General features: G+C 59.7%; 19 protein-coding genes and 5 pseudogenes. 7 read left to right on the plus strand and 17 right to left on the minus strand.

Annotation, left to right across the window (positions count from 1 at the left end):
- Positions 1-97: 97 nt before the first annotated feature.
- The 16 genes and pseudogenes from GR328_RS03600 to GR328_RS27945 form a co-directional block, all read right to left on the minus strand.
- Positions 98-352 (minus strand): hypothetical protein, encoded by a 255-nt coding sequence (locus GR328_RS03600; protein WP_160883162.1) that lies wholly within the window; start codon positions 350-352, stop codon positions 98-100.
- A 427-nt stretch (positions 353-779) separates the two neighbouring features.
- The gene (locus tag GR328_RS03605) at positions 780-1682 is read right to left on the minus strand and encodes a LysR substrate-binding domain-containing protein (RefSeq protein WP_160883163.1); all 903 of its coding nucleotides are present in this window, start codon (positions 1680-1682) and stop codon (positions 780-782) included.
- Positions 1683-2112: 430 nt separating this feature from the next.
- Positions 2113-3417 (minus strand): NAD(P)/FAD-dependent oxidoreductase, encoded by a 1305-nt coding sequence (locus tag GR328_RS03610; protein WP_160883393.1) that lies wholly within the window; start codon positions 3415-3417, stop codon positions 2113-2115.
- A 17-nt stretch (positions 3418-3434) separates the two neighbouring features.
- On the minus strand, positions 3435-4169 hold the full coding sequence (locus GR328_RS03615; protein ID WP_160883164.1) for an HAD-IA family hydrolase: 735 nt from the start codon (positions 4167-4169) through the stop codon (positions 3435-3437).
- A gap of 28 nt (positions 4170-4197) precedes the next feature.
- Positions 4198-6240, minus strand: coding sequence for an NADH:flavin oxidoreductase (locus tag GR328_RS03620; RefSeq protein WP_160883165.1), 2043 nt, complete (start codon positions 6238-6240; stop codon positions 4198-4200).
- A 109-nt stretch (positions 6241-6349) separates the two neighbouring features.
- The gene (locus GR328_RS03625; RefSeq protein ID WP_205789718.1) at positions 6350-7078 is read right to left on the minus strand and encodes an amino acid ABC transporter ATP-binding protein; all 729 of its coding nucleotides are present in this window, start codon (positions 7076-7078) and stop codon (positions 6350-6352) included.
- A gap of 40 nt (positions 7079-7118) precedes the next feature.
- On the minus strand, positions 7119-7958 hold the full coding sequence (locus tag GR328_RS03630; RefSeq protein ID WP_160883167.1) for an amino acid ABC transporter permease: 840 nt from the start codon (positions 7956-7958) through the stop codon (positions 7119-7121).
- Positions 7955-8701, minus strand: coding sequence for an amino acid ABC transporter permease (locus tag GR328_RS03635; RefSeq protein WP_160883168.1), 747 nt, complete (start codon positions 8699-8701; stop codon positions 7955-7957). The genes GR328_RS03630 and GR328_RS03635 overlap by 4 nt, the downstream gene beginning before the upstream one ends.
- A gap of 58 nt (positions 8702-8759) precedes the next feature.
- Positions 8760-9623 carry a transporter substrate-binding domain-containing protein gene (locus GR328_RS03640; protein ID WP_160883169.1) on the minus strand — a complete coding sequence of 288 codons (864 nt, stop codon included), beginning with the start codon at positions 9621-9623 and terminating at the stop codon, positions 8760-8762.
- Between the two features lie 280 nt (positions 9624-9903).
- Positions 9904-10743: pseudogene (locus GR328_RS03650) on the minus strand (Tn3 family transposase); the annotation flags it as partial.
- A pseudogene (locus GR328_RS28495) lies at positions 10744-10875 on the minus strand (IS6 family transposase); the annotation flags it as partial.
- Between the two features lie 32 nt (positions 10876-10907).
- Entirely contained in the window at positions 10908-11840 is a 933-nt protein-coding gene (locus tag GR328_RS03655; protein WP_160883170.1) for an NAD(P)-dependent oxidoreductase, read from the minus strand.
- Positions 11841-12518: 678 nt separating this feature from the next.
- Entirely contained in the window at positions 12519-13703 is a 1185-nt protein-coding gene (locus GR328_RS03660) for a glycoside hydrolase family 88 protein (RefSeq protein WP_343039271.1), read from the minus strand.
- Between the two features lie 100 nt (positions 13704-13803).
- On the minus strand, positions 13804-15036 hold the full coding sequence (locus tag GR328_RS03665) for a CaiB/BaiF CoA transferase family protein (RefSeq protein ID WP_160883171.1): 1233 nt from the start codon (positions 15034-15036) through the stop codon (positions 13804-13806).
- 155 nt (positions 15037-15191) lie between these two features.
- Entirely contained in the window at positions 15192-15689 is a 498-nt protein-coding gene (locus tag GR328_RS27940; RefSeq protein ID WP_281351906.1) for an L-aspartate oxidase, read from the minus strand.
- A 12-nt stretch (positions 15690-15701) separates the two neighbouring features.
- Positions 15702-16235: pseudogene (locus GR328_RS27945) on the minus strand (FAD-binding protein); the annotation flags it as partial.
- Between the two features lie 66 nt (positions 16236-16301).
- Between GR328_RS27945 and GR328_RS03675 the strand changes: the two are divergent.
- A pseudogene (locus tag GR328_RS03675) lies at positions 16302-16619 on the plus strand (IS6 family transposase); the annotation flags it as partial.
- A 17-nt stretch (positions 16620-16636) separates the two neighbouring features.
- Here GR328_RS03675 and GR328_RS03680 read toward each other — a convergent pair.
- A pseudogene (locus GR328_RS03680) lies at positions 16637-17480 on the minus strand (IS110 family RNA-guided transposase); the annotation flags it as partial.
- Between the two features lie 410 nt (positions 17481-17890).
- Here GR328_RS03680 and GR328_RS03685 point away from each other — a divergent pair.
- The 6 genes from GR328_RS03685 to GR328_RS03710 all read left to right on the plus strand — a co-directional run bounded on the left by GR328_RS03685 (position 17891) and on the right by GR328_RS03710 (position 24011).
- On the plus strand, positions 17891-18979 hold the full coding sequence (locus tag GR328_RS03685) for an ABC transporter ATP-binding protein (protein WP_160883173.1): 1089 nt from the start codon (positions 17891-17893) through the stop codon (positions 18977-18979).
- 10 nt (positions 18980-18989) lie between these two features.
- Positions 18990-20090, plus strand: a complete 1101-nt coding sequence (locus GR328_RS03690) for an ABC transporter ATP-binding protein (RefSeq protein WP_160883174.1) — start codon at positions 18990-18992, stop codon at positions 20088-20090.
- On the plus strand, positions 20087-20983 hold the full coding sequence (locus tag GR328_RS03695) for a carbohydrate ABC transporter permease (RefSeq protein WP_160883175.1): 897 nt from the start codon (positions 20087-20089) through the stop codon (positions 20981-20983). Before GR328_RS03690 ends, GR328_RS03695 begins: the two co-directional genes overlap by 4 nt.
- Positions 20984-21084: 101 nt before the next feature.
- The gene (locus tag GR328_RS03700) at positions 21085-21864 is read left to right on the plus strand and encodes a carbohydrate ABC transporter permease (RefSeq protein WP_160883396.1); all 780 of its coding nucleotides are present in this window, start codon (positions 21085-21087) and stop codon (positions 21862-21864) included.
- A gap of 11 nt (positions 21865-21875) precedes the next feature.
- Positions 21876-22157, plus strand: coding sequence for a DUF2160 domain-containing protein (locus GR328_RS03705; protein WP_160883176.1), 282 nt, complete (start codon positions 21876-21878; stop codon positions 22155-22157).
- Between the two features lie 150 nt (positions 22158-22307).
- On the plus strand, positions 22308-24011 hold the full coding sequence (locus GR328_RS03710) for an ABC transporter substrate-binding protein (protein ID WP_246215690.1): 1704 nt from the start codon (positions 22308-22310) through the stop codon (positions 24009-24011).
- Positions 24012-24017: the final 6 nt, after the last annotated feature.

Below are 24017 nucleotides of genomic sequence, written 5' to 3' on the forward strand. Positions count from 1 at the left end.
CCAGCCGAATGGGAGCGCTGTCTCCTATCGACACCCACCGTGTTGTCGCGGTGCCGATCGCGCGACGCAGCATGGGCTTCCGGTCGGTGCAGCGATATCATCCGATGAGCATTCCTGCCGCTCGCAACTGAGTCTTGATGTCGCTTAGGTTGCCTTCGTACTCCCAGGTTTGAGCTGTGTCGTGCGGGCACTCGATGAAAATGTAGTCCTCGGTGATCGACAAGATGCGATCAACCCTGATCACCTTCTCTATAAACTCCCGAGGAGGCAATTCATCGATGATGCTCGTCCGTTCCGCAGTGTAACCATGGTATACTTTCACCGGACGGACCCGGGCGCTGATGTACTTCATTGTGATAGGTCTCCAGTTAAAACTCAGCTCGCATGGTGAACTTCGGCTCAGGCGCAAGCCCCGTGATCTCCACAGTGAGGAATCCAAGCACGAAGCCGCCGTTCATCCACTGTGCGCAATCGGACACGTGCCGGAACGACGGACCACGGCCATCGACAAGAACTGAAGACGTCCCACAACGGCTGGCACGGAGCGTCGTGCCCCGCCTACCCCGAACCCGCGGCACAGAAGCCATACTCTCCCGTTGGGCGCCGATCGTCATGTACGAACACCGGCGATGTCGCCGATTCATACCGCTACACATAGCTTTCTCGACCCCGGCAATCACAGATCCCGAAACTCCTAGCCGGTGCATTTAATAGGAACTCCCGCTCCGATCAAAATCGAAACGTCGCAGATCAGTATGCGTTTCCCTTATAAAGGCTGATCAAACGGGCAGCTCGCTCAGCACCTTCTCTCTCAATTCTCGCATCTTCTCGAGGAGAGCCTCGATTGCCGGGTTCGTGGCGCGTGTTTCCGGCCTGAGCAGGCTCACTCTAAACGGAATCGCGGGCGCCAATGGAACCACCCTCACCTGCTCGCAGCGTTGCAGGACAGCGGTGAATGGATCGATGATGGCTGTTCCGAGCCCATGCTTCACCATCGCATAGGCAGGCGCCGAGAGGTTCGTCTCATAAATGTGATCGGTTTCCACGCCTGATGATTGGGAGGCCTGATCAAACAAGTGGCGCCCTGGTGCGAACGACGAATAGGAGATGAAGGATGTACCCGATAGATCCTCCAGGCTGAGGCTCGAGCGGTCGGCATATGGGTGATTTGCCGGAACGGCGACGACATAGGGTGCGGTACTGAACATCTCCACTCTGAAACCTGAACGCTGATAGGATATCTCGGCAAAGCCAAAATCGATCTGCTGAGCTGCGGCGTACTCCTCGACCCTGGTGGATGTGCGCACGCTCAACGTAACTTTGATGTTCGGCCAGTCTGAATAGAACTGCGACAGCACAAATGGGATGAAGTCGAGCCCTAAGGCGGGCATCGTCGCTATGTTGATCTCGCTCGCCTCTCCTTTCGCCAATCGCAGAGCCGAGATTCGAAGCGAGTCCAAAGAGACATAGGCCCGCTCGATCTCCTTCAACAGAGCGTACGCATGCGCCGTCGGTGTCACCAAGCCCTTGCGCCGCTCGAACAGCTGAACTCCGAGCTCGTACTCGAGCTTGTCGAGCAGGCGGCTGACAGCGGGTTGGCTGCGTCCAAGAATCTGGGCCGCACCGCTCACGGTTCCAGCAAGCATCACAGCTCTGAATGCAGCAAAATAACTCAGATTCATGAGGAGACTCAGCTACTTTTGGAGAACGTGCGGATCCTATCGGGAACACCTCGCATGCACAAAAGGCTACAGCAAGCGGGATGTTGGGGACAAGGATCTGCAAGGCGGGATGCACGGCCTTGCGATCCGGAGTTGAACCGATGACCGACGTCCGTCTCTCCTGCGCGGCGACCGCAACAACATGACGGAACCACACTTGATTCACGCGAGAGTGGCCCCCGGAAATTCTCTCGAGCCCGGATGACGGTATCCGCAGAACAGTTTGCGCAGGAGCCCCTGGAAGGGGCTGGCATTCAGCAGGCCCTGTCGCCTGGTGCGACAGGCCTTTCCAAAAATTCGTCTGCCACTCTGAAGGTGAGAAAGGATTGACGTGAGGATGCTCCGCACAACGACCTACAGCAGTCGCCCTCTCCACCCTCGGGTGTTCGGGTCAGAGACCGATCGCGTCCAGAAACTGGTACCATCCCGCCACCGTTCGAATGGCCGGCTCTCTCACGAGTTGAAATGGGACTGGCCTGAGCCGCGAGGACGTAACGAGACCGAGATCCGGCCTCTGTCCGGTAGCCAATTCGGCAACATACTTGCCCATCAGCGATGATAACGCGACGCCCGAGCCATTGTAACCGGCCGCGTATATGACTCTATCATTATACCTGCCCAGATGCGGCAGGCTGTCGAGCGTCATTGCGACGAGTCCCGACCACCGATGCGTCACCTCGATATTGCTCAACTCAGGGAACTGCCGAACCATAGCCTTGTGAAGAGCCGAGAAGGCGGCTTCAGTATCCTCTTTTCCGAAAGCTCCGCGACCGCCATACAACAGCCGCCCCTGCGCCTTCCGAAACCACCGCATCATACGCCGTGTTTCCGTATAGCTGCGGCCGAAGCGGAGCAAGTGTTCAGCGGCAGTTCCTTCCAGTGGCTTCGTCGCAATCATGGCGGAACGAAAAGGTATGACGGCCTTCTCGATAGGTCGCGTGGCCGGAGAAATATTTGAGTAGGAGTTCGATGCCAAAACAACTTGCTTGGCACGAATCGTCCCATTGTCGGTTTCGAGACATACGCCATCACTCTCAACCTTCAGACTCAGTACGGGCGTCTGCTCACAGATCGTCACCCCTTCCTGCAACAGTCCGTCGGCCCACCCGAGCACGAAATTGAACGGATGGATGATACCGCCGTGCCTGTTGAGCATGCCCCCTGAGAAATTGCCAGACCCAATCTCCTCCTGGAGATGTTCCGCAGACAGGATGCTGCACGCCTGATCGCCAAGTGCCGAGTTGAGCCACTCGCATTCCTGCTTGAGGGACGCGAACGATGCGGCATTGTGGGCACACCGCAGCGATCCACTCGGTTGATACAGCGCCGCCGTGATTTTGTACTCATCGACCAAGACACCGATATGCTCAGTGGCTTCGATCCCAAGTCGGTGCATCCGGCGTGCGGTTTCCAGACCGTAGCGGCTGCTGATATCCCTAAACGATACTCTGAACTTGCCCGATACGACGCCGCCATTGCGTCCACTGGCGCCCCAACCGACATGATTCGCCTCAAGAACGATTGGCGACAGCCCCTTACGGGCAAGATACCGGGCTGAGGACAGGCCGGTATAGCCCCCACCAACGATCGCAACGTCGAACCGGTCCTCACTTCTGTGAGTGCTGAATGTTGGCCTGGCCGAAGCCGTTGATTGCCACAAGGACGGCCCGATGGGCGCAGATGCACGAGACGACATGGTGGAGGTAACCGAAATCAAGCGTGATTGTCCTGCCTCATGGAGGCAGCGCCCAGTTCTGCATCGACTGCGTCAGCAAGCTGTGCGAGTGTCGCAAAGTGGAAATCAGGGATCTCGACTTTCCCCGGAACCGGCGTTCCGCCAAAGCCCTTCAGTTCCTGCCGCCGCTCAATCCAGCAGGTTGCGTAGCCGAGCTTCTTAGCGATCCCGATGTCGTGATACTGGCTCTGTGCAACATGCAAGATTTCCGATTGCTTGTATCCAAAGGCCGACTGGCGCCCCTTGTTGAACGCGAAGAAGTTCGGGTCCGGCTTCGCACAACCTGTTTCATCGCAAGTCACGCTGTCATGAAACGGGTTCCCCAGTGTGTCCGAGTAGGCCGAGAACGCGGTTCGATCCGCGTTCGTCATTGCGACGAGGCGAAACCTCTTCCGCAAGCGCCGGAGCGCATCCGCCGAGTCCTGGAAAGCCGGATGGCGGATCATAGCCAACTGGAACGAGTCAGCGGCGAGTTCGCTGGAATCGAGTCCCAGTTCCTTTGTCATATACAGGTAGACGTCTCTCATTGCGTAGGAGGATCGCCCATAGAAGATCTCGCGACCCCGTAGGTACGGTGCAAAGATTTCGTCGTCAGATAGGCTCCTCGCCTTCTCTCCGCCGAGACTCCGCGTGGCGTTCAAGACACCCGCTTCGAAGTCGATAAGAGTTCCAACAACATCGAAGGTCAGTACTTTGAATTCAGTGATTTTCATTGGCTTTCTCCAGTCTAGCTTTGTCGTCTCAGAGCACGCTGCAGATGCGATACGCATCCAGCATAGCCGAGTGGATATTCCGGCTGGCGACGGCGTCACCGATCCGGTGGAGTTCGAAACCTTCGTCTCTCAGCTTCGGTTGTGGTTGCAAAGCCAGGAGGGCTTTGATGTCGGTTACGCCATCGTTGGTGGATTGTGGCCGCAGACCCGCATAGATGTCCTCCATCGGCACCGTGCCTTGCTCGACCACGACATGGTCGACATCCACGAGTGTCTCCTGCTGGGATACCTCGCTCACGATCCTGGCCTGCAGGCGATTGTTCGAGCGGACAACCTCGACCAACTTGGTGTCGAACATCGGATTGATTCCGAGCTCCAGAAAGCGCTTCTTCCAACGGAACCGTTCCACATACGTCAGTTCCTCGGCAATCTGGCCGTCGATTGAACAGTAAACGATGCTCACCCCCTGGGCGGCGAGCTTCTCAGCCGCGAGGGGGCCAGGATGACGTCCGGTTCCATCAAAGATCAGCGCCGTTCCTGAGGCTGAAACATGGCCTGTGAGCACGTCCCAGGTATTCAGGCAGTGATCCGCACCAGACACGAGATCGACATTGGGAAGGCCACCGGTCGCAACGATGACGACATCCGGATTGAGGGCCCGTACATCGGCATCCTCCATATAGGATTCGGTCTGCACACGGACCTTCAGCCGTTCGAGCTCAGACACGCGCCAGTTGACGATGCCCATGAGGTCGCGACGCCAGGACCCCGTTGCGCCGATCAGGATCTGACCGCCGAGCTGTGGCGCAGCCTCATAGAGCGAAACGTCATGTCCGCGTTCCGCACAGATCCGCGCCGCCTCCAGTCCAGCGGGACCGCCGCCGACCACTACGATGCGCCTCGGCGCTCCCTTTGCCTTTGCGAATTTGTGCTGAAGCTGAGCTTCTCGGCCCGTAGCCGGGTTGTGGAGGCAGGACGGGCGCTGAGGCGACTGACAATGGGTGGCTCCGACGCACGGGCGGATCTCGCTCTCGCGCCCTGTCCGGATTTTCTCAACGATGTAGGGGTCGGCGATCTGAGCGCGCGTCATTGCGGCCATGTCAAGCTTGCCTTCGGCAATCGCATAGCGGGCGGACGCGACATCCGCGATGCGAGCGGCATGGAATACTGGCAGCCCGACCTCTTGCTTGAACAGACCGACTGGTTCGACCCAAGGGGCAATGGGCGAACCCATGCCGGGCATGTTCTGCTCGGAAAGGCTTCGGATCGTATCCATCGAGCCATAGACGGCATTGATGAAGTCGACTGCGCCGGCATTCTTCAAGATCAGCGCGATCTTGACACAATCATCGAACGACAGACCTCCGGGGGTTCGCTCGTCGATCGTAAACCGCATGCCGACGACAAAATCGTCCCCGACCGCTTTCCGAATAGCCTCGTGAACCAACAGGGCAAAGCGACAACGATTCTCGAGGCTGCCACCGAACCGGTCAGTCCGATGGTTTGTCAGCGGCGAAAGAAACTGACCGATCAGGTGGCCGCCCGCAAGCGTTTCCAGACCGTCCAGCCCCCCTTCCTTGCAACGCTTAGCAGCCTCTGCATAGGCACGGATGACACGCTCGATATCGTGCTCATCCATCTCCTTCGGAATGCTGCGGTGAAGTGTTTCCCGCACAACGGATGGTGCAATCGTGGGAAGGCGGTCGCCTGCATAGGGATCGCCGCGTCGTCCCAGATGGGAAATCTGGCACATGAGCGCCGCCCCGAGACCGTGCATGCGCTCGCTGAACTGCTGGAAGTACGGGATGATGCGGTCGTCACCGACATTGAGCTGGCGGAAGATGTTCGGCGAATCCCGATCGACGTTGGAGGATCCGCCGAACATGGACAGGGCCAGCCCGCCCTTTGCTTTCTCGGCGTGGTAAAGCTGGTACGCCTCACCGGGCATGCCGCCTTCCTCAAGGCCGCAAGCATGACTGGTGCTCATAATCCGGTTGCGCAGTGTGAGCTTTCCGATCGTGAAAGGCTGAAGTAGAGGATCCTTCGTGATCTGCTGATTGGTGATGTCCATAGTTGATCTGCCGTTTCTGATAATAGAGATCCGATCGGCCGAAGCGCTGTCTGGCCGCTCTTGATTCTTTGATGGTAGGCCGCTGTTTCGGGCGTGCGCCCGGATCTTGCTATAAGACCTGGCTTAGGAAGCGCCTGGTTCTCGGATCTTTTGCATCGTTAAAGAGTTCGGATGGCGGACCATGCTCGACTATGACCCCGCCATCGGTGAAATAGACATGGTCGGCGACTTCCCGGGCAAACCCCATTTCGTGTGTCACGAGGATGCAGGTCATTCCCTCGGAGGCCAGTTGCTTAATGGTGACGAGGACCTCTTTGACGGTTTCAGGATCGAGGGCCGCCGTGACTTCGTCGAAGAGCATCACGTCAGGGCACATTGCGAGGCTCCGGGCTATCGCGACGCGCTGCTGCTGCCCGCCGGATAGCTCACCGGGATAGGAGTTCTCCTTGCCCTGGAGCTTGACTTTCGAGATGAGTTCGCGTGCCCGTTCCTCCACCTGCCGTCTTGGCTCCTTAAGAACAAGCAGTGGCGCCAGCATGACGTTTTCAAGAGCTGTCTTGTGGGGAAATAGATTGTACTGCTGGAATACGATGCCGACCTTCCGCCGCAGCGCGAGCACATCGAGCTTGGGATCGTTGACTTCAAGGCCCTCAACTCTGATCGAGCCATGCTGGATCCCGTTCAACCCGTTGATGCAGCGGATGAGGGTTGACTTACCCGAGCCGGATGGCCCGATGATGCAGATCACCTCTCCCTTTCGCACATCGAGACTGATGCCCTTCAGTACTTCAAGAGAGCCGTAGAACTTGCGGACGTCACGCAGTGAGACGATCGGCATTCCGGGTGTCCAGCTGCGGGGGACATTGCCCTCCATGGTGCTAATGAGAGACAGCATATTTTTGCTCGAGCTTTCTCGTCCAAAGAGCGATCGGGTAGATGTATGCAAAGAACAGGCACAATAGGAAAAGGTAAAACGGCAGCAGGAACTCTGGCCGCCCTCCGCCCGCTTCCATAGCAGCCTGGGCGTTTCCGACAGCCTCATGAACGCCCAGGATCGATGCCATCGGTGTGGCCAGGGTGAGCAGGGCGTACCAGTTCATCCACGGTGGAATGGAACGCTTGATGCACTGCGGCAGAATGATATGCACCATGGTCTGGCGTCTGGTGAAGGCCAGACCTTCGGCTGACTCCCATTGTCCGGTCGGGATCGAGTTGATGGCGCCGCGGACGATTTCGCTGATGTTGCCCATCACCGGCAGTGAAAAGGCGAATGTCGCCTTGATCCAATCCGGAATGATGACTTTCTCTCCGCCCCACAATGTCGCTTCGACCGGGAGGAGGTACATGACCGTGAAAAGGATGACGAGCCAAGGCGCGTTCCGGAACAGATGTGTCACAAACTTTGAAGCAACACGGACAACCCCGAGTTGACTGACCTGTGCAATCCCTAACGCGACTCCCAGCACGGTCGCGATGGCCATGGCAAGAAAACTCATCAGCAGGTTGAGACCGAACCCTTTCAGGATGAAGGGCAGCCAGAGGCTCAGGGTATCGAGCGCCGATAGGTTCGTGGCATCGGCTTCGCGGCTGTTCAAATGGACGGCCGCGAAAACAATCACGAACCCCAGGAGGAGAATGGCTCCGTGATACCAGCTGACCCCGGACAGAGCGTATTGTGCCGGCCTGGCGTTGCCAGTTTCAGTTCGCACCTGCGTCATCGTCCAAATCCCGGCAATGCGAGTTTCCGTTCCAGGAAGTGAAGACCCGCACCGAGCAATGCGACGACAGCCACGTAGAATACGAATAAGATCAGCATCATCTCAGGCACGTTGATGGTGTCGGACCACACTTGGTTCAGAACGTATGTCATTTCCGGAACGGAGATGACGTAAGCGAGGGAAGTGGTCTTCGCCAAGCTGATAAGATTGCTCGTGAGTGACGGCAGGCAGATTCTGAAGGCAAGGGGCAGGGTCACATGTCGGTACGTCTGCCACTTCGACAAGCAGAGGCTTTCCGATGCCTCCAGCGTAGGTCGGGGAACGGCCTCAAGACCGGACCGGAATATTTCGACATTGTAGGCACCGCCGAAAATTCCCAGTGCAATCATGGCCCACGCGAATGCCGAAACCAATGGTTCGGTGTAACCGCCCATGTCGACCTGCGGTGTGAACGCCCCCAATCCAAAATAGAAGAACAGAAGTTGGATCATCGGCGGCGTGTTCCGGAACGCCTGGATGTAGGCGTTGATGGCGCCGCGCAGAACGCGCGACCCCACCCCCTGCGCCCAAGCGCCGAGAATGCCAATGACCAGGGAAAGGAGGATCGCTCCGAACATCAGTTTCAGTGAAATGACCGCACCGGACAGGAAACGGTCATATTCATAGCGGTCGTAGAAGATGTTAAAGTTCAGCCCTGTCTTATCGTACAGGTCGTGGAAGAAAGGGGCGATCAGCTCAAACATCCCGTCTCCGCCTCCCTTTGGTCAGAGTCCCGCAACCCGATCATGAATTGGCGTCCAACTATTTCCCGCCCTCGAGGTAAGATGCATCCCACCGGTGCTTCTCATGCTGCTGGGCAAACCATTCCGAAGGTTTCAGCTTGTACTGGCCTTCAAGCTCCACGAGCTTGCCGGTCGACTGCCAGCGGTAGGCCATTCCCGTCATGAAGACGCCCCACGGCTTATCGAGCTCTTCAAGGGGCACAGCGGCTGCCCACGGATTGTTGTAGAGCACGGATACGGGCATCTCGTAGTCGGCCCACTCGGGTGCCTCCAAATCTGCCATGATGCTTACGTCATCATACAACCACGCGACACACTTGCCGGAGCGCAACGCTTCTTTGCCCTCCGAGTTGCCTGCGAAAGCGACGATCCTGACCTTGTAGTCCTGTTCGACCTTCTTGTTGTAGGCAACGCCCTGCTTGCCGCAAACCGGCTTGCCTTCGATGTCTTTCCAGTCCTTGATGACTCCCTTCTTGGCCATCAAGGTAGGGCCCGACGTCCAGTAAGCCGGCTCGATGATACCGACCGCCTTCCGGCGTTCAGTAGTGTCGTACATGCCGCCAATGATCAGATCGATCTTGCCTTGCTGCAAGAACTGGATTCGGTTTGCCGAATTGATAATGACTGTCTCGAGCTTCACGCCGAGTTTGTCCGCGACATCCTTGGCCAGATCGACCTCGATGCCCTGCATTGTGCCATCCGGAGAAGGATAGGACCAAGGCTTAAATGCCCCCTGCACGCCGACACGAACGACACCTCGCTCAAGAATTTCGCTCAGGCGAGTTTCAGCAGCGTCCGCAGGAAGAGCCGAAACGATCGTACAAGCGCCGGCAGCCAGCGCAACAACGAACGGTTTGCGGTGCGATTTAGAATAAAGTCCCATTAGCATGTCCCTCTCTCTCTGTTCCCGTGTTATTGTAGTTGCTTGGGTCTGCTCGCCCGACAGCGATTTTACCGTCCGGGCACTCTCGCATCCGTCGAGGCACTAGACCTCAACTTTTCCATTCGGAACGGACTGCATCCCTGCACTTTAATTATATTATAGAGCCCTTGAGGGCCCCATCGGCGGTAGATTATAAGGCCGCCGACACATTCAAAATAGAAACTTTGCCGACTGGTATGCACAATTTGCATATTGCCGACCCGTCGTGATCGAAGGTTGTGGAGTAACATCGTGGCGCATGCAGCGAGCGGTGGTGGCGGCCGAGTTCCCGGCGGGCGCGGGCGAATGGGCTGGGATTGCGAGAGGCGGCAAACCGCTTGAGGATTGCGGATGGTGTGACAGCTCGTGTCTGGATCGAGGCCGTCAGATGAAATGACGGATGGACGGAGAGCCGGCGCTACCTGTCGCTGGAAAGTCTGAGCGCGTTGAGCGATGATCCCGGTTGCCGGCTGTCTGCCGTGACTGCCCCAGCAACCCGACTCAGCCGAGGACTGGCGCCCTTACACCACGCCACGGGACACGATCCGCCAATGTGTTCCTGGAGCGCGGGATAGGCATCCGGCTTCTCGAACGTATGGAGCTTCCGGTCCTTGAGGTTGCGCGGCCGCGGAGCAAATCCCAGGCCTGACAGGGCGAAGAGGCCAAACACGTGGTTGCTGGCGCCGCCCGTGTCCGTGAAGTGCTCCTGGATGTCGATTTCTGTCTCGTGGTCGAACAAGCCATCCGGCACGTAGGAAGCCTCGCTCTCGGTCGCGCTGATTGGCAGGATGCTGAGGGAGCCGTACTGGTCGGATAAGTGACTGTAGAACTTCGAACCCGGTTCGCTACCGTAATGCAAGTTGAAGCCACCACGCTTCCCGGCACGGTCACTGGCCTGGAAGATCTGTCCGTCCGATGAGGCTGTAGAGCCATCTCCCCATAAGACGGCATGTGGGTGCTGAGCATGCCTGTCGGTGATGCAGGCCTGACCCAGCTTGTAGGTCTCAGGCCGGGTATGGAAGATCCGCTTCCAGGTAATCTCCTGCGGACTCACTCCTTTCGACGCGGCCGCCATGCGCTGCATCGGCCGCACTGGCCTCTTGATAGCGCGATGGTCGTGCTCGATGCGATTGTTAAAGTAGGCACCTTGCCGGATTCGGATCGGCTCCACCTCGCGTCCCGACCGATCCCGAAGCCGATCTGCAGTATCGCACTATAGGATTGCTTCCGGTCAAGGGCGCATTTCTATTCCTTTAACCCGTCCGCGGAGTGTTGGAATGAAACGCTATTCCCGCTAATGCCATTGAATTCCGCGACAACGTCCGAGAGCATGGGGACGTAGTCTTCGCCACGGCCAGCATTGACGGCTAGAGCAAAGCTGTTACGTGTCGCGGCTCCAACCGGATTGACTAGTCCCACAGCATTGGCGAACGAATTCAGATAGGTTAGATCCTTCAGGGCGTTGTTGAGTGTGAACTTGTGGGCGTTCCTGTCGCGCTCGAGAACATACTTGAAGAACGTCTGGTAAAATCCGCAATCCATGCGGCCACCACGGATGACGCTGTCGAACGTTTGTGCGGACAACCCCGCCTTTGAGCCAAGGGCCAAGGCCTCAGAATATAACGCTGCGTAGCCCATCGATAGGAAGTTATTGAGGAGCTTCATCGTGTGCCCAGTTCCGGCCGGACCGGTATGCACAACCCTTCCAGCGAATGCCCTTAGGACAGGCTCAACCCGCTCGACTACGTCAGGTTCGCCTCCCACCATCACGTCAAGTGTGCCGGCCTTAGCGTCGGCAGGCGTCCGGCTCAGGGGCGCGTCGATGAACGTGATACCCGACAAAGCCAGTTCCTCGGCCAAGCGCACTGTCACGGACGGGTCAGAGGTCGAGCAGTCAATGATGAGCAGAGACTTGCCCGCCGCCGCGAGTCCGTCCGGTCCCTGAATGACAGCCTGAACCTGGGGCGAACCAGTGACGCAAAGAATGACGACGTCCGACTGCTCAGCGAGTTCGCGCGGTGTCAAAGCCTCCTTCGCTCCCCTTGTCTTGAGATCCTCCACCGCGTCCCGGCTTCTATGGGCCATGACCGTCAAGGGCCACCCCTTGTCAACCAAATTGCCGGCCATTCCGTGGCCCATGAGGCCTACGCCGATAAAACCAATTCGTTCTTTTGTCATGGACTTTACTTTCTAATCGTTCTGTCGAGGTGTGGAGGCGAAGGCTCCATCCCTCATAGAGGGGACTGGCGCGACTGAGTTCAGGATTTCTTCAATCCTCGGGTAGCTCCAGAGGCTCCGCCGGACAAGCAGAAGAGTCAAGATAATGGTGCCATCAAGCACTTCCGCGGCTTCCCAGCCACTATGAGCGCCGCGATGACATTCGTCTGGCATTCACTACACTTCGATGCAGCCTCATCTGCCTCCACCAGTACAGTCGGTTTGGTTGACTTCTCTAAGTCTCTCGCATTTCTGCCGGTGAGAGCTTTGATCATAGGTTAGGATGCTTGTTACCCTTTGCGAATTTTCGATCAGAATACATCCATGTTCATAAAGTATGCGTATGTAGCCGTGCGAGTCTGGTTCGGAGTTCATCCGCGGTGACAACAAACTTCCTTCCAAGCTCATTTTCGCCGGTCCCATATTTATCATACTGACTAGATTATTGGCTCTGTTGCCTTAAGCGCCGCGCGATAATGAGTATCTTTTCGGTGAGAAACGAGAGGCTGTGGTGGATCGCGGTGTAGGTTACGGGGCAGCATGCGCCAGTTTGTCCAATGCCGGTCTGATCGTAGACGGCGGACGCGTTCCGTGAGCCGCGAAGACAATTGCTTATCCCCGCCGCCACGCATGGCCGGTTCAGCCGAGTCGCTCGTACTGCCTGATGAACTTGCCAGGCATGAGTAAGCGCATAATTGCCTCGAAGAAGTAGTCGCCGAACATCACAGCTGACTCGACGCCAACGTTGTGTGGCTTCGAATAGCAGGCCTTTTTAAGAATACCTCGATGAGCTTGGTCTGTTGCTAAAAACTCCGAACACAGGCCGGAAGGAAGACGCTCAGCTTCACCTCGCCAGAAAATGCGCTGATCTTCTTCAGGATGCAGATGTGCAAGATCGACTAGCACTGCCGCCATCATGGCACTTGCCGAGGAGTCGAGCACAGGTCGTGGCGCCGGATCATCAAAATCCCACGGCGGCACAATGCAACCGCCAAGCTGCTCAAGCCATTTTTTAGCAAGTGAGCTTGCGCGATCGAGATAGGCGCGATCTCCGGTGGCAGCTGCAGTAGCCGCGAGACCGTAAACAGCCCAACCCGTGCCGCGCGACCAGGAAGGCTCGTCGCTATATCCCTGAAACGTGTATCCGCGGAGACGCACACCACTCACTGTGTCGTACTGCACGGCGTGATAAAGTGTTTGATCCGGACGTGTGAAAGATCGATCCGTCATTCGCGCATGGGAAACGGCAGCCAGTTGAAAGCTAGCATCCCCGCTCTCACGCGCAGCCCAATACAGAAGTGGAATGTTCGCCATTGTGTCGATCGCAGAACTCTCACGCCCTCTCGGATCGTCCATCGGCCCCCACGATGATATATAGGAGCCACGGCGTGTAACAACGAGTCGTGCACGCAGGCGCTCTGCTGCACGCATTGCCATGTCACGGTAAAGACGCTCGCCGGTGATATGATAAAATGGGACTGCCGAGCTTAGAAATATAAATCCAATGTCGTGAGTATTGCCATCGTCGGCGCACTGAGCCACTAACGCCATACGATCCCGAGCAAAGCTGACGAACTTCTCATCCCCGCTATGTAGATAGGCCGCAAGCAAAAGGCCAACCCAGAACCCACAGAACCAATTACCATGGTCCCAGTTCTCGCCATGATTTACAGCAGATACGGATGAAGACATCAGCATCCATCGCCCGTCAGGCGCAGTAACGTAAGGAAATGCGGTCCCGATCGTCCTTTCATCCTCCTCAAGCTTCTTGCATAGAATTGAAAGTGGCTCATTATAGATGTGGCTAGAGGAAGGCGCGTTCACTGTTTTTCTCCATGTCAGCAAGGTACGAGATGGCAAAACTCGGCCAGTTTCGTAGTAGCCTGTAGATCGTGCAACAAAGCCGGAAGATTCAGGTTCGATCTCAATCCTGAGTTACTGCATTGTTCACGACGTTCTCGGCACGCAGTCGATCAATCTCAGAAACGGAGAACCCCAGCTGCTCCAGGATCTCCGCCGTCTGATCTCCTGGCCTCGGTGGCAATGTGCGGATCGGCGGAACGACGCCGTCAAACTTCAGCGGGTGACGCACCACAGTCGCTTGGCCCGCGCCGACCGGGATTTCGGCGAATCGCTGGCTATGCACCACCTGTGGATCCTGCCGGAGGTCATCGTAATCCTGGACACGCTCGCACCAAACGCCATGCTCATCAAACCGCGCAGATAGGTCATCCCATCGCCAGCTGGCCAGAGCTTCGGCGACGGCGGCCGCGATCCGATCCCGCTCCTCGTACGCATCAAGATTTGCGAGCGCAGCGAGCGCAGGATCCTTCAACGCCTCCGCGACGCGTAGAAGCGGGTTCAGCGACAACGCCACGGTAGCGTCGGCAATCGTATATACGCCATACGGTGCCTCGTGAAACCAGGTGACGAGATGCGCCTCGCGCGCGAAGCGCTGCCGGGAATGATGGCCGCTGTAATAAAGCGTCAGGGCCTCCGCCTGCAGGTCGATGCCGGCATTGAAGAGCGACCCCTCCACTCGACTTCCCTGCCCCGTGGCGAGCTTCTTTGCATAAGCTGCCGCGATACCCATGGCCAGCAAAGCCGCGCCGTGCTGATCTACGGCGGCACATCCTATTCCTGTGAATCGTTCGGCGCCCGTCGCTGCAATCAATCCGGAACGAGCCTGCACGAGAAGATCTTGTCCAGGCCGGTCCCGAGCAGGTCCACCTGCGCCGAAACCCGTCGCTGAAGCGTAGATGATATGCGGATTGACTTTCGAGACATCAGCATACCCAAGGCCAAGACGTTCCATCACGCCCGGCCTGTAGTTTTCTAGCATCGCATCCGCCGAGGCAACCAGCCGATCCAGAACGACACGCGCACCAGGTTTCTTCAGATCAACCGCAAGACTCCGCTTGTTGCGGTTCGCCGAGAGGTAGAACGCGCTTACGCCATCAACAAAGGTCCGGGCGCCGGACCAGTGACGCTCAAAGGCCCCGCCAAGTGGTTCGACCTTGATGACGTCTGCCCCCATGTCAGCGAGATACTGTGCCGCAGCAGGCCCTTGCAGATAATGGCAGAAACTTAGGAGCCGCATTCCTTGTAACGGGAGAGAGGACGGCTCGGCTCGAATGTGCCCGCTATCTTGTGTCATGTTGTCTTCCTCGACGAGGCGATCGTTCGCTTGGTGGCACCCAGTTCCGGATCTCTGTGCCTGCGTCTTCCCTGAGATTCATCATCCCAGGCTTGGCGGCTGCCCTTGACGCCGTTCGATCGCGCGGCCTGCATGCCTAACAAGTTAGGCATGTATCACCCGAGTTCGCCGAGCCGTGCGCAGAAGAAGCTGTTCGGCGCGGTTCGGTCAATGATGATATTCGTGTCCTGGCTGTCATCCGACTCAGGCAGATCCGTCCTGTAATGACTGCCACGGCTTTCGGCCCGTTCGAGTGCAGCCATCGCCATGATATCGGCCACTTCGCACATGTTGATGAGCTCGATCGCGTTGATGCGATCCTGGGGCGTCTCAATGCGTCCAGCGGACAGAACAGTGTCGCGAATGGCGGTAGCGGATGAGCGCAAGGCCTCCAGCCCCTTCCCGTCGCGCAGGATGAGCAGGTGCCGGTTCGCTACCATCTGCAGCGAACGGCGCAGTTCCGGCAATGGTTCGCTTCCATGCCCCGGAAGCCGTGCAAGGAATGCGGCCTGTTCATCGAACAAATTGGGAATGTCAAGGTGTCCGTGCTCGCGCGCCAGTTCCGCGGCCTTCCGTCCGGCGCGTGCGCCAAAGACCTGGCAGGTGACCGACATGTTGCCGCCTAACCGGTCCGCTCCATGCGGGCCTGCAGCGACCTCACCGGCAGCGAACAGACCGCGGATGTTGGACTGAGCATCTGGGTCGATGCGCAATCCACCGTTGATGGCATGAGCCGAGCAAGCGATCTGGACCTTATCACGATAAAGGTGAGTCCCGCGCTCTTTGTACCAATCGTATGTCAGCGGCCACATCCGCGCGATACTGCTCGTGCGGTCCGCCAGGATCCGATCGAAATCGCAGTCTATAAAATCGAGGTAGACGCCGCCATCATCCGTGCCCCGCCCCTCGTTGATGGCACTCTGGATGCCAATCTCCACGTAGCGCGAGATGTCGGAAGACGAGAAGGGGAAGTGGCGCTGCTTCTCGTCGATCACGGATTGGACAGTTAGACCTTCCGGCAGATAGTCGCTCAGGAAGGGGACGCCGTCGCGATCAGTGAGACGAGGGCCCGCGTTCCACAGATAGTTGCCAAACAGGTTCACGAAAGGCGAGACAATGCTGACACCGGCCTGCATGAACTCCATGTTGACCAGATGCGCACCGCTGCGCCAGGGGTGTTGTCACATTAACCGGAGTATTGGAGCGAGGCGAGTAGATGGGGCGGCATGATCAAGTCCGTCAGCTACAAACGCCACCGCTTTCCACCCGAGGTCATCGCCCACGCAGTATGGCTCTATTTCAGGTTCCCATTGAGCCTGCGGCTGGTTGAGGAGATGCTGCTTGAGCGCAGCATGGTCGTCTCCTATGAAACCGTTCGGCGATGGGCGCTGAAGTTCGGGCCAGACTACGCCCGCCGCCTCAAACGCAAGAGGCCGAGCCGGCGCGACATTTGGCACCTCGACGAGGTCGTGATCACTATTGCCGGCCAGAAGCACTGGCTGTGGCGGGCCGTCGACCAGGACGGGTACATCCTTGATGGGATCGTTCAGAGCCAGCGCGACACCGAGGATCAGCAGGCGGCGCAGCGTTCGCTCACCCATCTTCGAGGTGGCGCCCAGCTTCTGCTTACCTCCCGTCGAGTGCTGAAGCGGTGTCAAACCGATCCAGGCGGCAAAGTCCCGCCCTCGCTTGAAGGTCTCGGCCGGTGGCGCAAGCGCCGCCAGGGCGACTGCGGTCACCGGACCGATACCCGGAATGGTCATCAGCCGACGCGCTGTCTCGTTCTCTTTGGCCCGCTGGGCGACCTCGTGATCAAGGAGCGCAATCTGCTCGTCCAGGCGATGAAGTGTCTCGACCAGCATATGGAGGATCGGACGGGCGAGCTTTGGGATCGGCTCGTCCGGATCCTCAACTGCCTGCATAAGCTGCGGGGCGCGAGCCGGCCCTCTGGCCGCCACGATGCCGAACTCGGCCAGATGGCCGCGCAACGCATTGATGATCTGGGTTCGCTGCTTCACCAGGAGATCCCGCGCCCGGAACACGAGGGCGGCGGCTTGGGTCTGCTCGCTCTTGGGAACCACAAAGCGCATGGTCGGGCGCTGGGCCGCCTCGCAGATCGCCTCGGCATCCGCCGCATCGTTCTTCTGGCGCTTGACAAAGGGCTTCACGTAAGCGGGCCGGATCAGCCGAATGGTGTGACCCAGCCTGCCGATCTCACGCGCCCAATGATGCGCACTGCCGCAGGCCTCCATGGCCACCGTGCAGGGCTTCTGGCCGGCAAAGAAGGTCAGAACCTGGTGCCGCCGCAGCTTCTTGCGGAACAGCACCGCGCCTGATGCATCCGCCCCATGGACTTGGAACACGTTCTTCGCCAGATCCACGCCGATTGTGCGAACTTCTCCCATGGACGCCTCCCTCAAGTGGTGTTCAACACCTCCACTTTGGCACACCAAGGCCGTTGGGGGCGTCCACCCCATCAGAGCCGTCCAGTACAAGACCAGTTTCGGATCGAATACCGGCCGGTTGCTTTCGCCCTGAGAGCAAGATACCTTCACCATAAGAATAACGACAGATCAGACCCGGAGGGTCGGCAGTCGGGAGAAGCGCTCTTGAGTCCGCAGGCAGCGGCGACGCTATGCGTCGCGGTGAGGGATGGCGCATACGGGCACGACAGGGCCCAACACGCGGCGAGACGGACCGCGGTGACGAATTTTGCCGGACAAGGAACAGCCCCCGCAATCCGACTTGAGCGGGCCGCGATCGCTCGTCTCGCTGTTGCCTATCCCTCTGCTGCTCGACCTTCAGGGAAGCGCCGATGACCATAGTCCTTAAAGGCGTCTCGAAGAAGGTCGGAGCCTCCACGCATATCGACGATGTCACTCTCGCCCTGGAGCGCGGCTCGCTGAACGTGCTTCTCGGTGCCACGTTGTCCGGGAAGACCTCCCTCATGCGGCTCATGGCCGGGCTCGATGCACCGACGAGCGGTCGCGTGCTGGTCGACGGCACAGATGTGACGGGCTGGCCCGTGCAGCGCCGCAGCGTGGCGATGGTCTATCAGCAGTTCATCAATTATCCATCGCTCACCGTCTACGAGAACATCGCCTCGCCCCTGCGCGTCTCTGGCGTCGCCAGGAGTGAGGTCGACACCCGGGTGCGCGAGGCCGCCAAGCTGCTGAAGCTCGAACCCTATCTCGACCGCAAGCCGCTCAACCTCTCGGGCGGCCAGCAGCAGCGGACCGCCATCGCACGGGCCCTGGTGAAGGGCGCCGATCTCGTCCTCCTCGACGAGCCGCTGGCGAACCTCGATTACAAGCTGCGCGAGGAGCTGCGTGAGGAGCTGCCGCGGGTGTTTGCCGCCTCGGGCGCCATCTTCGTCTATGCCACGACCGAACCATCGGAAGCCCTGCTGCTCGGCGGCAACACGGCCACCCTGTTCCAGGGCCGGGTGACACAGTTCGGGCCGACCCCGCAGGTCTACCGCCAACCTCGCGATCTGGTCACCGCCCGCGTCTTCTCGGACCCGCCGCTCAACACCCTCACGGCCCGCAAGGCGGACGGGACCGCCACCTTGAGCACGGGCGGGCAGATCCCCGCGACCGGACCTCTCGCCAGCGTTCCCGACGGCGAATACATCGTCGGGTTCCGGGCGCATCATCTGACTCTCGAACCCGTGGGGACCCATGAGATCACCATCGCATCGAACGTGTCGGTCGCCGAGATCACGGGCTCCGAAAGCTACGTCCATCTCGACGCGGGCGACCATCGCTTCGTGGCCCTGGTACCGGGTGTAAGGCGCCTGGAGCCGAAATTGCCGGTCACCGCCTATCTCGATCCCCGCCGCCTCTTCCTCTTCGATGCGGATGGCCGGCTCGCCGCGACAGATCCCGCCCAGAAAGCCGCGTGAGGAAAGACCGATGGCCCGCATCACGCTCGATCACCTCGCCCATGCCTACAAGGCCGATCCCCGCACGGCGGAGGATTACGCCCTCAAGGAGATCAACCACGTCTGGAGCCAGGGCGGCGCCTATGCCCTGCTGGGGCCTTCGGGCTGCGGCAAGACGACCCTGCTCAACATCATCTCCGGCCTCGTGCGCCCCACGCGCGGACGCGTGCTCTTCGACGACCTCGACGTGACGGATCTGGCCACGGAGGCGCGCAACATCGCGCAGGTGTTCCAGTTCCCCGTCGTCTACGACACCATGACGGTGCGCGAGAACCTCGCCTTCCCGCTCAAGAACCGAAACGTACCGCGCGACCGGACGGCCCGGCGGGTGGAGGAGATTGCCGGCCTCCTCGACCTCACCCGCGTGCTCGACCGCAAGGCGAGCAATCTCACGGCCGACATGAAGCAGAAGATCTCCCTCGGCCGCGGCCTCGTACGTCCCGACGTGGCGGCGATTCTGTTCGACGAGCCGCTCACCGTCATCGACCCGCACTTGAAGTGGCAGCTGCGCTCCACCCTGAAGGAGATCCATCGGGCGCTGGACATCACCATGATCTACGTGACGCACGACCAGACGGAGGCGCTCACCTTCGCCGACAAGGTCGTGGTCATGCACGACGGCGCCGTGGTGCAGACCGGCACCCCGGACGAGCTGTTCGAACGCCCTGCCCATACCTTCGTGGGCCACTTCATCGGCTCGCCGGGCATGAACATCCTGCCCTGCCGCGTCGAGGGCGCCACCGCCATCATCGGCAGCACGATGATTCCTCTCCGGCGCGCCTATCGCACCCTGTCCGGCGGCGAGCATATCGAGCTCGGAATCCGGCCCGAATTCGTTCAGCTCCAGCCGAAGGGGGCAGGCCTGCCCGTCCAGGTGCGGCGCATCGACGATATCGGGCGGGCGCGCATCGCCCGCGTGGAGCTGGGCGGCCGCCCCCTTGCCGCAAGCGTTCCCGACGGCGTCTCCATCGAAGGAAGCGAGGCCTCGCTCGTGCTCCATCCGAACCACGTCCACATCTACGCCAACGGGCACCTGGTCGCCGGAGAAACCTCGGGGGGACGCGCGGCATGACGAAAACCGTCAACAACAAGGCCTGGTTTTTCGTCCTGCCGGTCTTCGCCATCGTGGCGTTCTCCGCCGTCCTGCCGCTGATGACGGTGGTCAACTATTCGGTTCAGGACACCTTCGGCAACAACCAGTTCTTCTGGAACGGCATCGGCTGGTTCCAAGAACTGCTCGATCCGTCGAGCCAGCTCGGCGAGCAGTTCCTATCCTCGCTCATGCGCACGCTGCTGTTCTCCTTCATCATCCTGCTGATCGAAGTGCCCCTCGGCATCGCGGTCGCTTTGTCCATGCCGCGCGAGGGCTGGACGGTGGCGCTCTGCCTCGTGCTCATGGCGCTGCCGCTGCTCATTCCGTGGAACGTGGTCGGCACCATCTGGCAGGTCTTCGCCCGCGGCGACATCGGCCTCCTAGGCTGGGTCGTCAATCGCCTGGGGATCGACTACAACTACACGGGCGATCCGCTCGACGCTTGGGTGACGATCATCGTCATGGATGTGTGGCACTGGACGAGCCTCGTCGCCCTCCTCTGTTATGCCGGGCTGAAGTCCATTCCGGACGCGTATTACCAGGCCGCCCGCATCGATGGCGCTTCCCGCTGGGCCGTGTTCCGCACGATCCAGCTGCCGAAGATGCGCCGCGTTCTGCTGATCGCGGTGCTGCTGCGGTTTATGGATTCCTTCATGATCTACACCGAGCCGTTCGTCCTCACCGGAGGCGGCCCAGGCAACGCCACCACCTTCCTGTCCATCGATCTTGTGAAGCTGGCCCTGGGGCAGTTCGACCTCGGCAAGGCCGCCGCCATGTCGCTGGTGTACAACCTGATCATCCTCGCCATCTGCTGGGTCTTCTACACCGTAATGACCAACGTGGATGCCGGACGCGAGAGAGTTGAAGCATGACCGGTACCATCGCTGTCGGCTCCTCCGACGTGAAGTCTGCTGCCAGGCCCACAGCCGCCAACCGCGCCCTGTCGGGCCCGCGCGTGAGCGGCCGCGTCGTGATGATGACCCTTTACCTCCTGTTCCTGATGCTGCCGATCTACTGGCTCGTCAACATGAGCCTGAAGACCAATATGGAGATCACCTCCGGCCTGACCCTCTGGCCCCGCGACATCACCTTCGACAACTACGTCAAGATCTTCACGGACGAGAGCTGGTATTCGGGCTACATCAACTCGCTGACCTACGTGATCATCAACACGGTGCTGTCGATCTCCTTCGCGCTGCCGGCGGCCTATGCCTTTTCCCGCTACAGGTTCCTGGGCGACAAGCACCTGTTCTTCTGGCTGCTGACCAACCGCATGGCGCCGCCGGCGGTGTTTGCCCTGCCCTTCTTCAACCTCTATTCCGCCATTGGCCTCTTCGACACGCCCTGGGCCGTGGCCTTGGCGCATTGCCTATTCAATGTGCCGCTCGCGGTGTGGATTCTCGAAGGCTTCATGTCCGGCGTGCCGCGGGAGATCGATGAGACCGCGGCCATCGACGGCTATTCCTTCCCGCACTTCTTCGTGAAGATCTTCATGCCGCTGATCGCGTCCGGCATCGGCGTGGCGGCCTTCTTCTGCTTCATGTTCTCGTGGGTCGAACTGCTCCTGGCGCGCACGCTCACCTCCGTGACCGCGAAACCCATCGCCGCCACCATGACGCGCACCGTCTCGGCCGCCGGCATGGACTGGGGCCTTCTGGCCGCCGCCGGCGTGCTGACCATCGTGCCCGGCGCGCTCGTCATCTGGTTCGTCCGCAGCTACATCGCCAAGGGCTTCGCCCTTGGCCGGGTCTGAAGGAGAACGTCATGCCTGATCTCGCCTGGATGGCCTGGACCTGGCAGACCGGCCTTTTCTTCGCAGCCATCGCAAGCCTGCTGCTTCTCATGACGGGACTTGCCATTTACCGGCCAGAAACAGAGCGCGTCGGCATCCTGCGCATTCCCACCACGCGCGGCGACCGTCTGTTCATCTCGCTTTTGGGCTCTGCTTTCATCCACCTCGCCTGGCTCGGGCTCGTCGGTCCGGACCTGTGGTGGGCGTCTGCACTTTCGCTCCTCTATACGGCAGCGGTGTTCCGCTACGTGTGAGGACAGAAGCATCAAGACCTTCGGTTCACCCGAACGGAAGGGATAGGACCGGCAGACAAGCTGGCTAGGGGGTAATCTGGGAGGACAAGAATGAAGCTCACCCAATCTCACCAGCGCTTGAAGCTCTTCGTTTCGACAAGCGTCGCCGCCATGGTGCTCGGCACCGGTGCCGCTCTCGCCGGCATGGAAGAGGCTCGCCGCTGGATCGATAGCGAATTCCAACCCTCGACGCTCTCGAAGGACGAGCAGCTGAAGGAGATGGAATGGTTCGTGAATGCCGCGAAGCCCTTCGCCGGTATGGAAATCAATGTGGTCTCGGAGACCATCACGACCCATGAATACGAGGCGCGCACGCTTGCCAAGGCGTTCTCGGAAATCACCGGCATCAAGCTCACCCACGACCTGATCCAGGAAGGCGACGTGGTGGAGAAGATCCAGACCCAGATGCAGTCGGGCCGCAACATCTACGACGCCTGGGTCAACGACTCCGACCTCATCGGCACCCACTTCCGCTACAAGCAGGCGGTGGCTCTCGACGACTGGATGGCAGGCGAAGGCAAGGACGTGACCTCGCCGACGCTGGACATCAACGACTTCATCGGCAAGTCCTTCACCACGGCGCCGGACGGCAAGATGTACCAGCTGCCGGACCAGCAATTCGCGAACCTGTACTGGTTCCGCTACGACTGGTTCCAGCGTCCGGACCTGAAGGAGAAATTCAAGGCCAAATACGGCTACGATCTCGGCGTGCCGGTGAACTGGTCGGCCTATGAGGACATCGCGGAATTCTTCACCAACGACGTGAAGGAGATCGATGGCGTCAAGGTCTACGGCCACATGGATTACGGCAAGAAGGACCCGTCGCTGGGCTGGCGCTTCACCGATGCCTGGCTCTCCATGGCAGGCAACGGCGACAAGGGCATTCCCAACGGCCTGCCCGTGGACGAGTGGGGCATCCGCATGGAAGGCTGCCGCCCGGTCGGTTCATCGGTCGATCGCGGCGGCGACACCAACGGCCCGGCGGCGGTGTATTCCATCACCAAGTACCTCGACTGGCTGAAGAAATATGCTCCCCCGCAGGCGGGCGGCATGACCTTCTCCGAGTCGGGCCCCGTGCCGGCGCAGGGCAACATCGCCCAGCAGATGTTCTGGTACACGGCCTTCACGGCCGACATGGTGAAGCCGGGCCTGCCGGTGGTGAACGCGGACGGCACGCCGAAATGGCGCATGGCTCCCTCGCCGAAGGGCGCATACTGGAAGGAGGGCATGAAGCTCGGCTATCAGGATGCGGGCTCCTGGACGCTGCTGAAGTCCACGCCCGTCGAGCGCCGCAAGGCGGCTTGGCTCTACGCGCAGTTCGTGACCTCCAAGACGGTCTCGCTGAAGAAGAGCCATGTGGGCCTCACCTTCATCCGCGAGAGCGACATCTGGCATCAGTCCATGACGGAGCGCGCTCCCAAGCTCGGCGGTCTCGTCGAGTTCTACCGCTCGCCCGCCCGCGTGCAATGGACGCCGACCGGCAACAACATCCCGGACTATCCCAAGCTGGCACAGCTCTGGTGGCAGAACATCGGTGACGCGGCCTCCGGCGCCAAGACCCCGCAGCAGGCGATGGACTCGCTCGCCGCCGCCCAGGACGACGTGCTCACCCGCCTCGAGCGCGCCAACGTTCAGGGCGAGTGCGGACCGAAGATGAACCCCAAGACCTCGGCCGAGGAATGGTTCAAGAAAGCCGAAGCCGCCGGCACCATCGCGCCCCAGCGCAAGCTGGCGAACGAGAAGCCGAAGGGCGAGACGGTGGATTACGACACGCTCATCAAGAGCTGGCCGGCCAATCCGCCCAAGCGCAGCTGATCGCGA

Source organism: Microvirga makkahensis (assembly GCF_009830105.1).
Classification (GTDB): domain Bacteria; phylum Pseudomonadota; class Alphaproteobacteria; order Rhizobiales; family Beijerinckiaceae; genus Microvirga; species Microvirga makkahensis.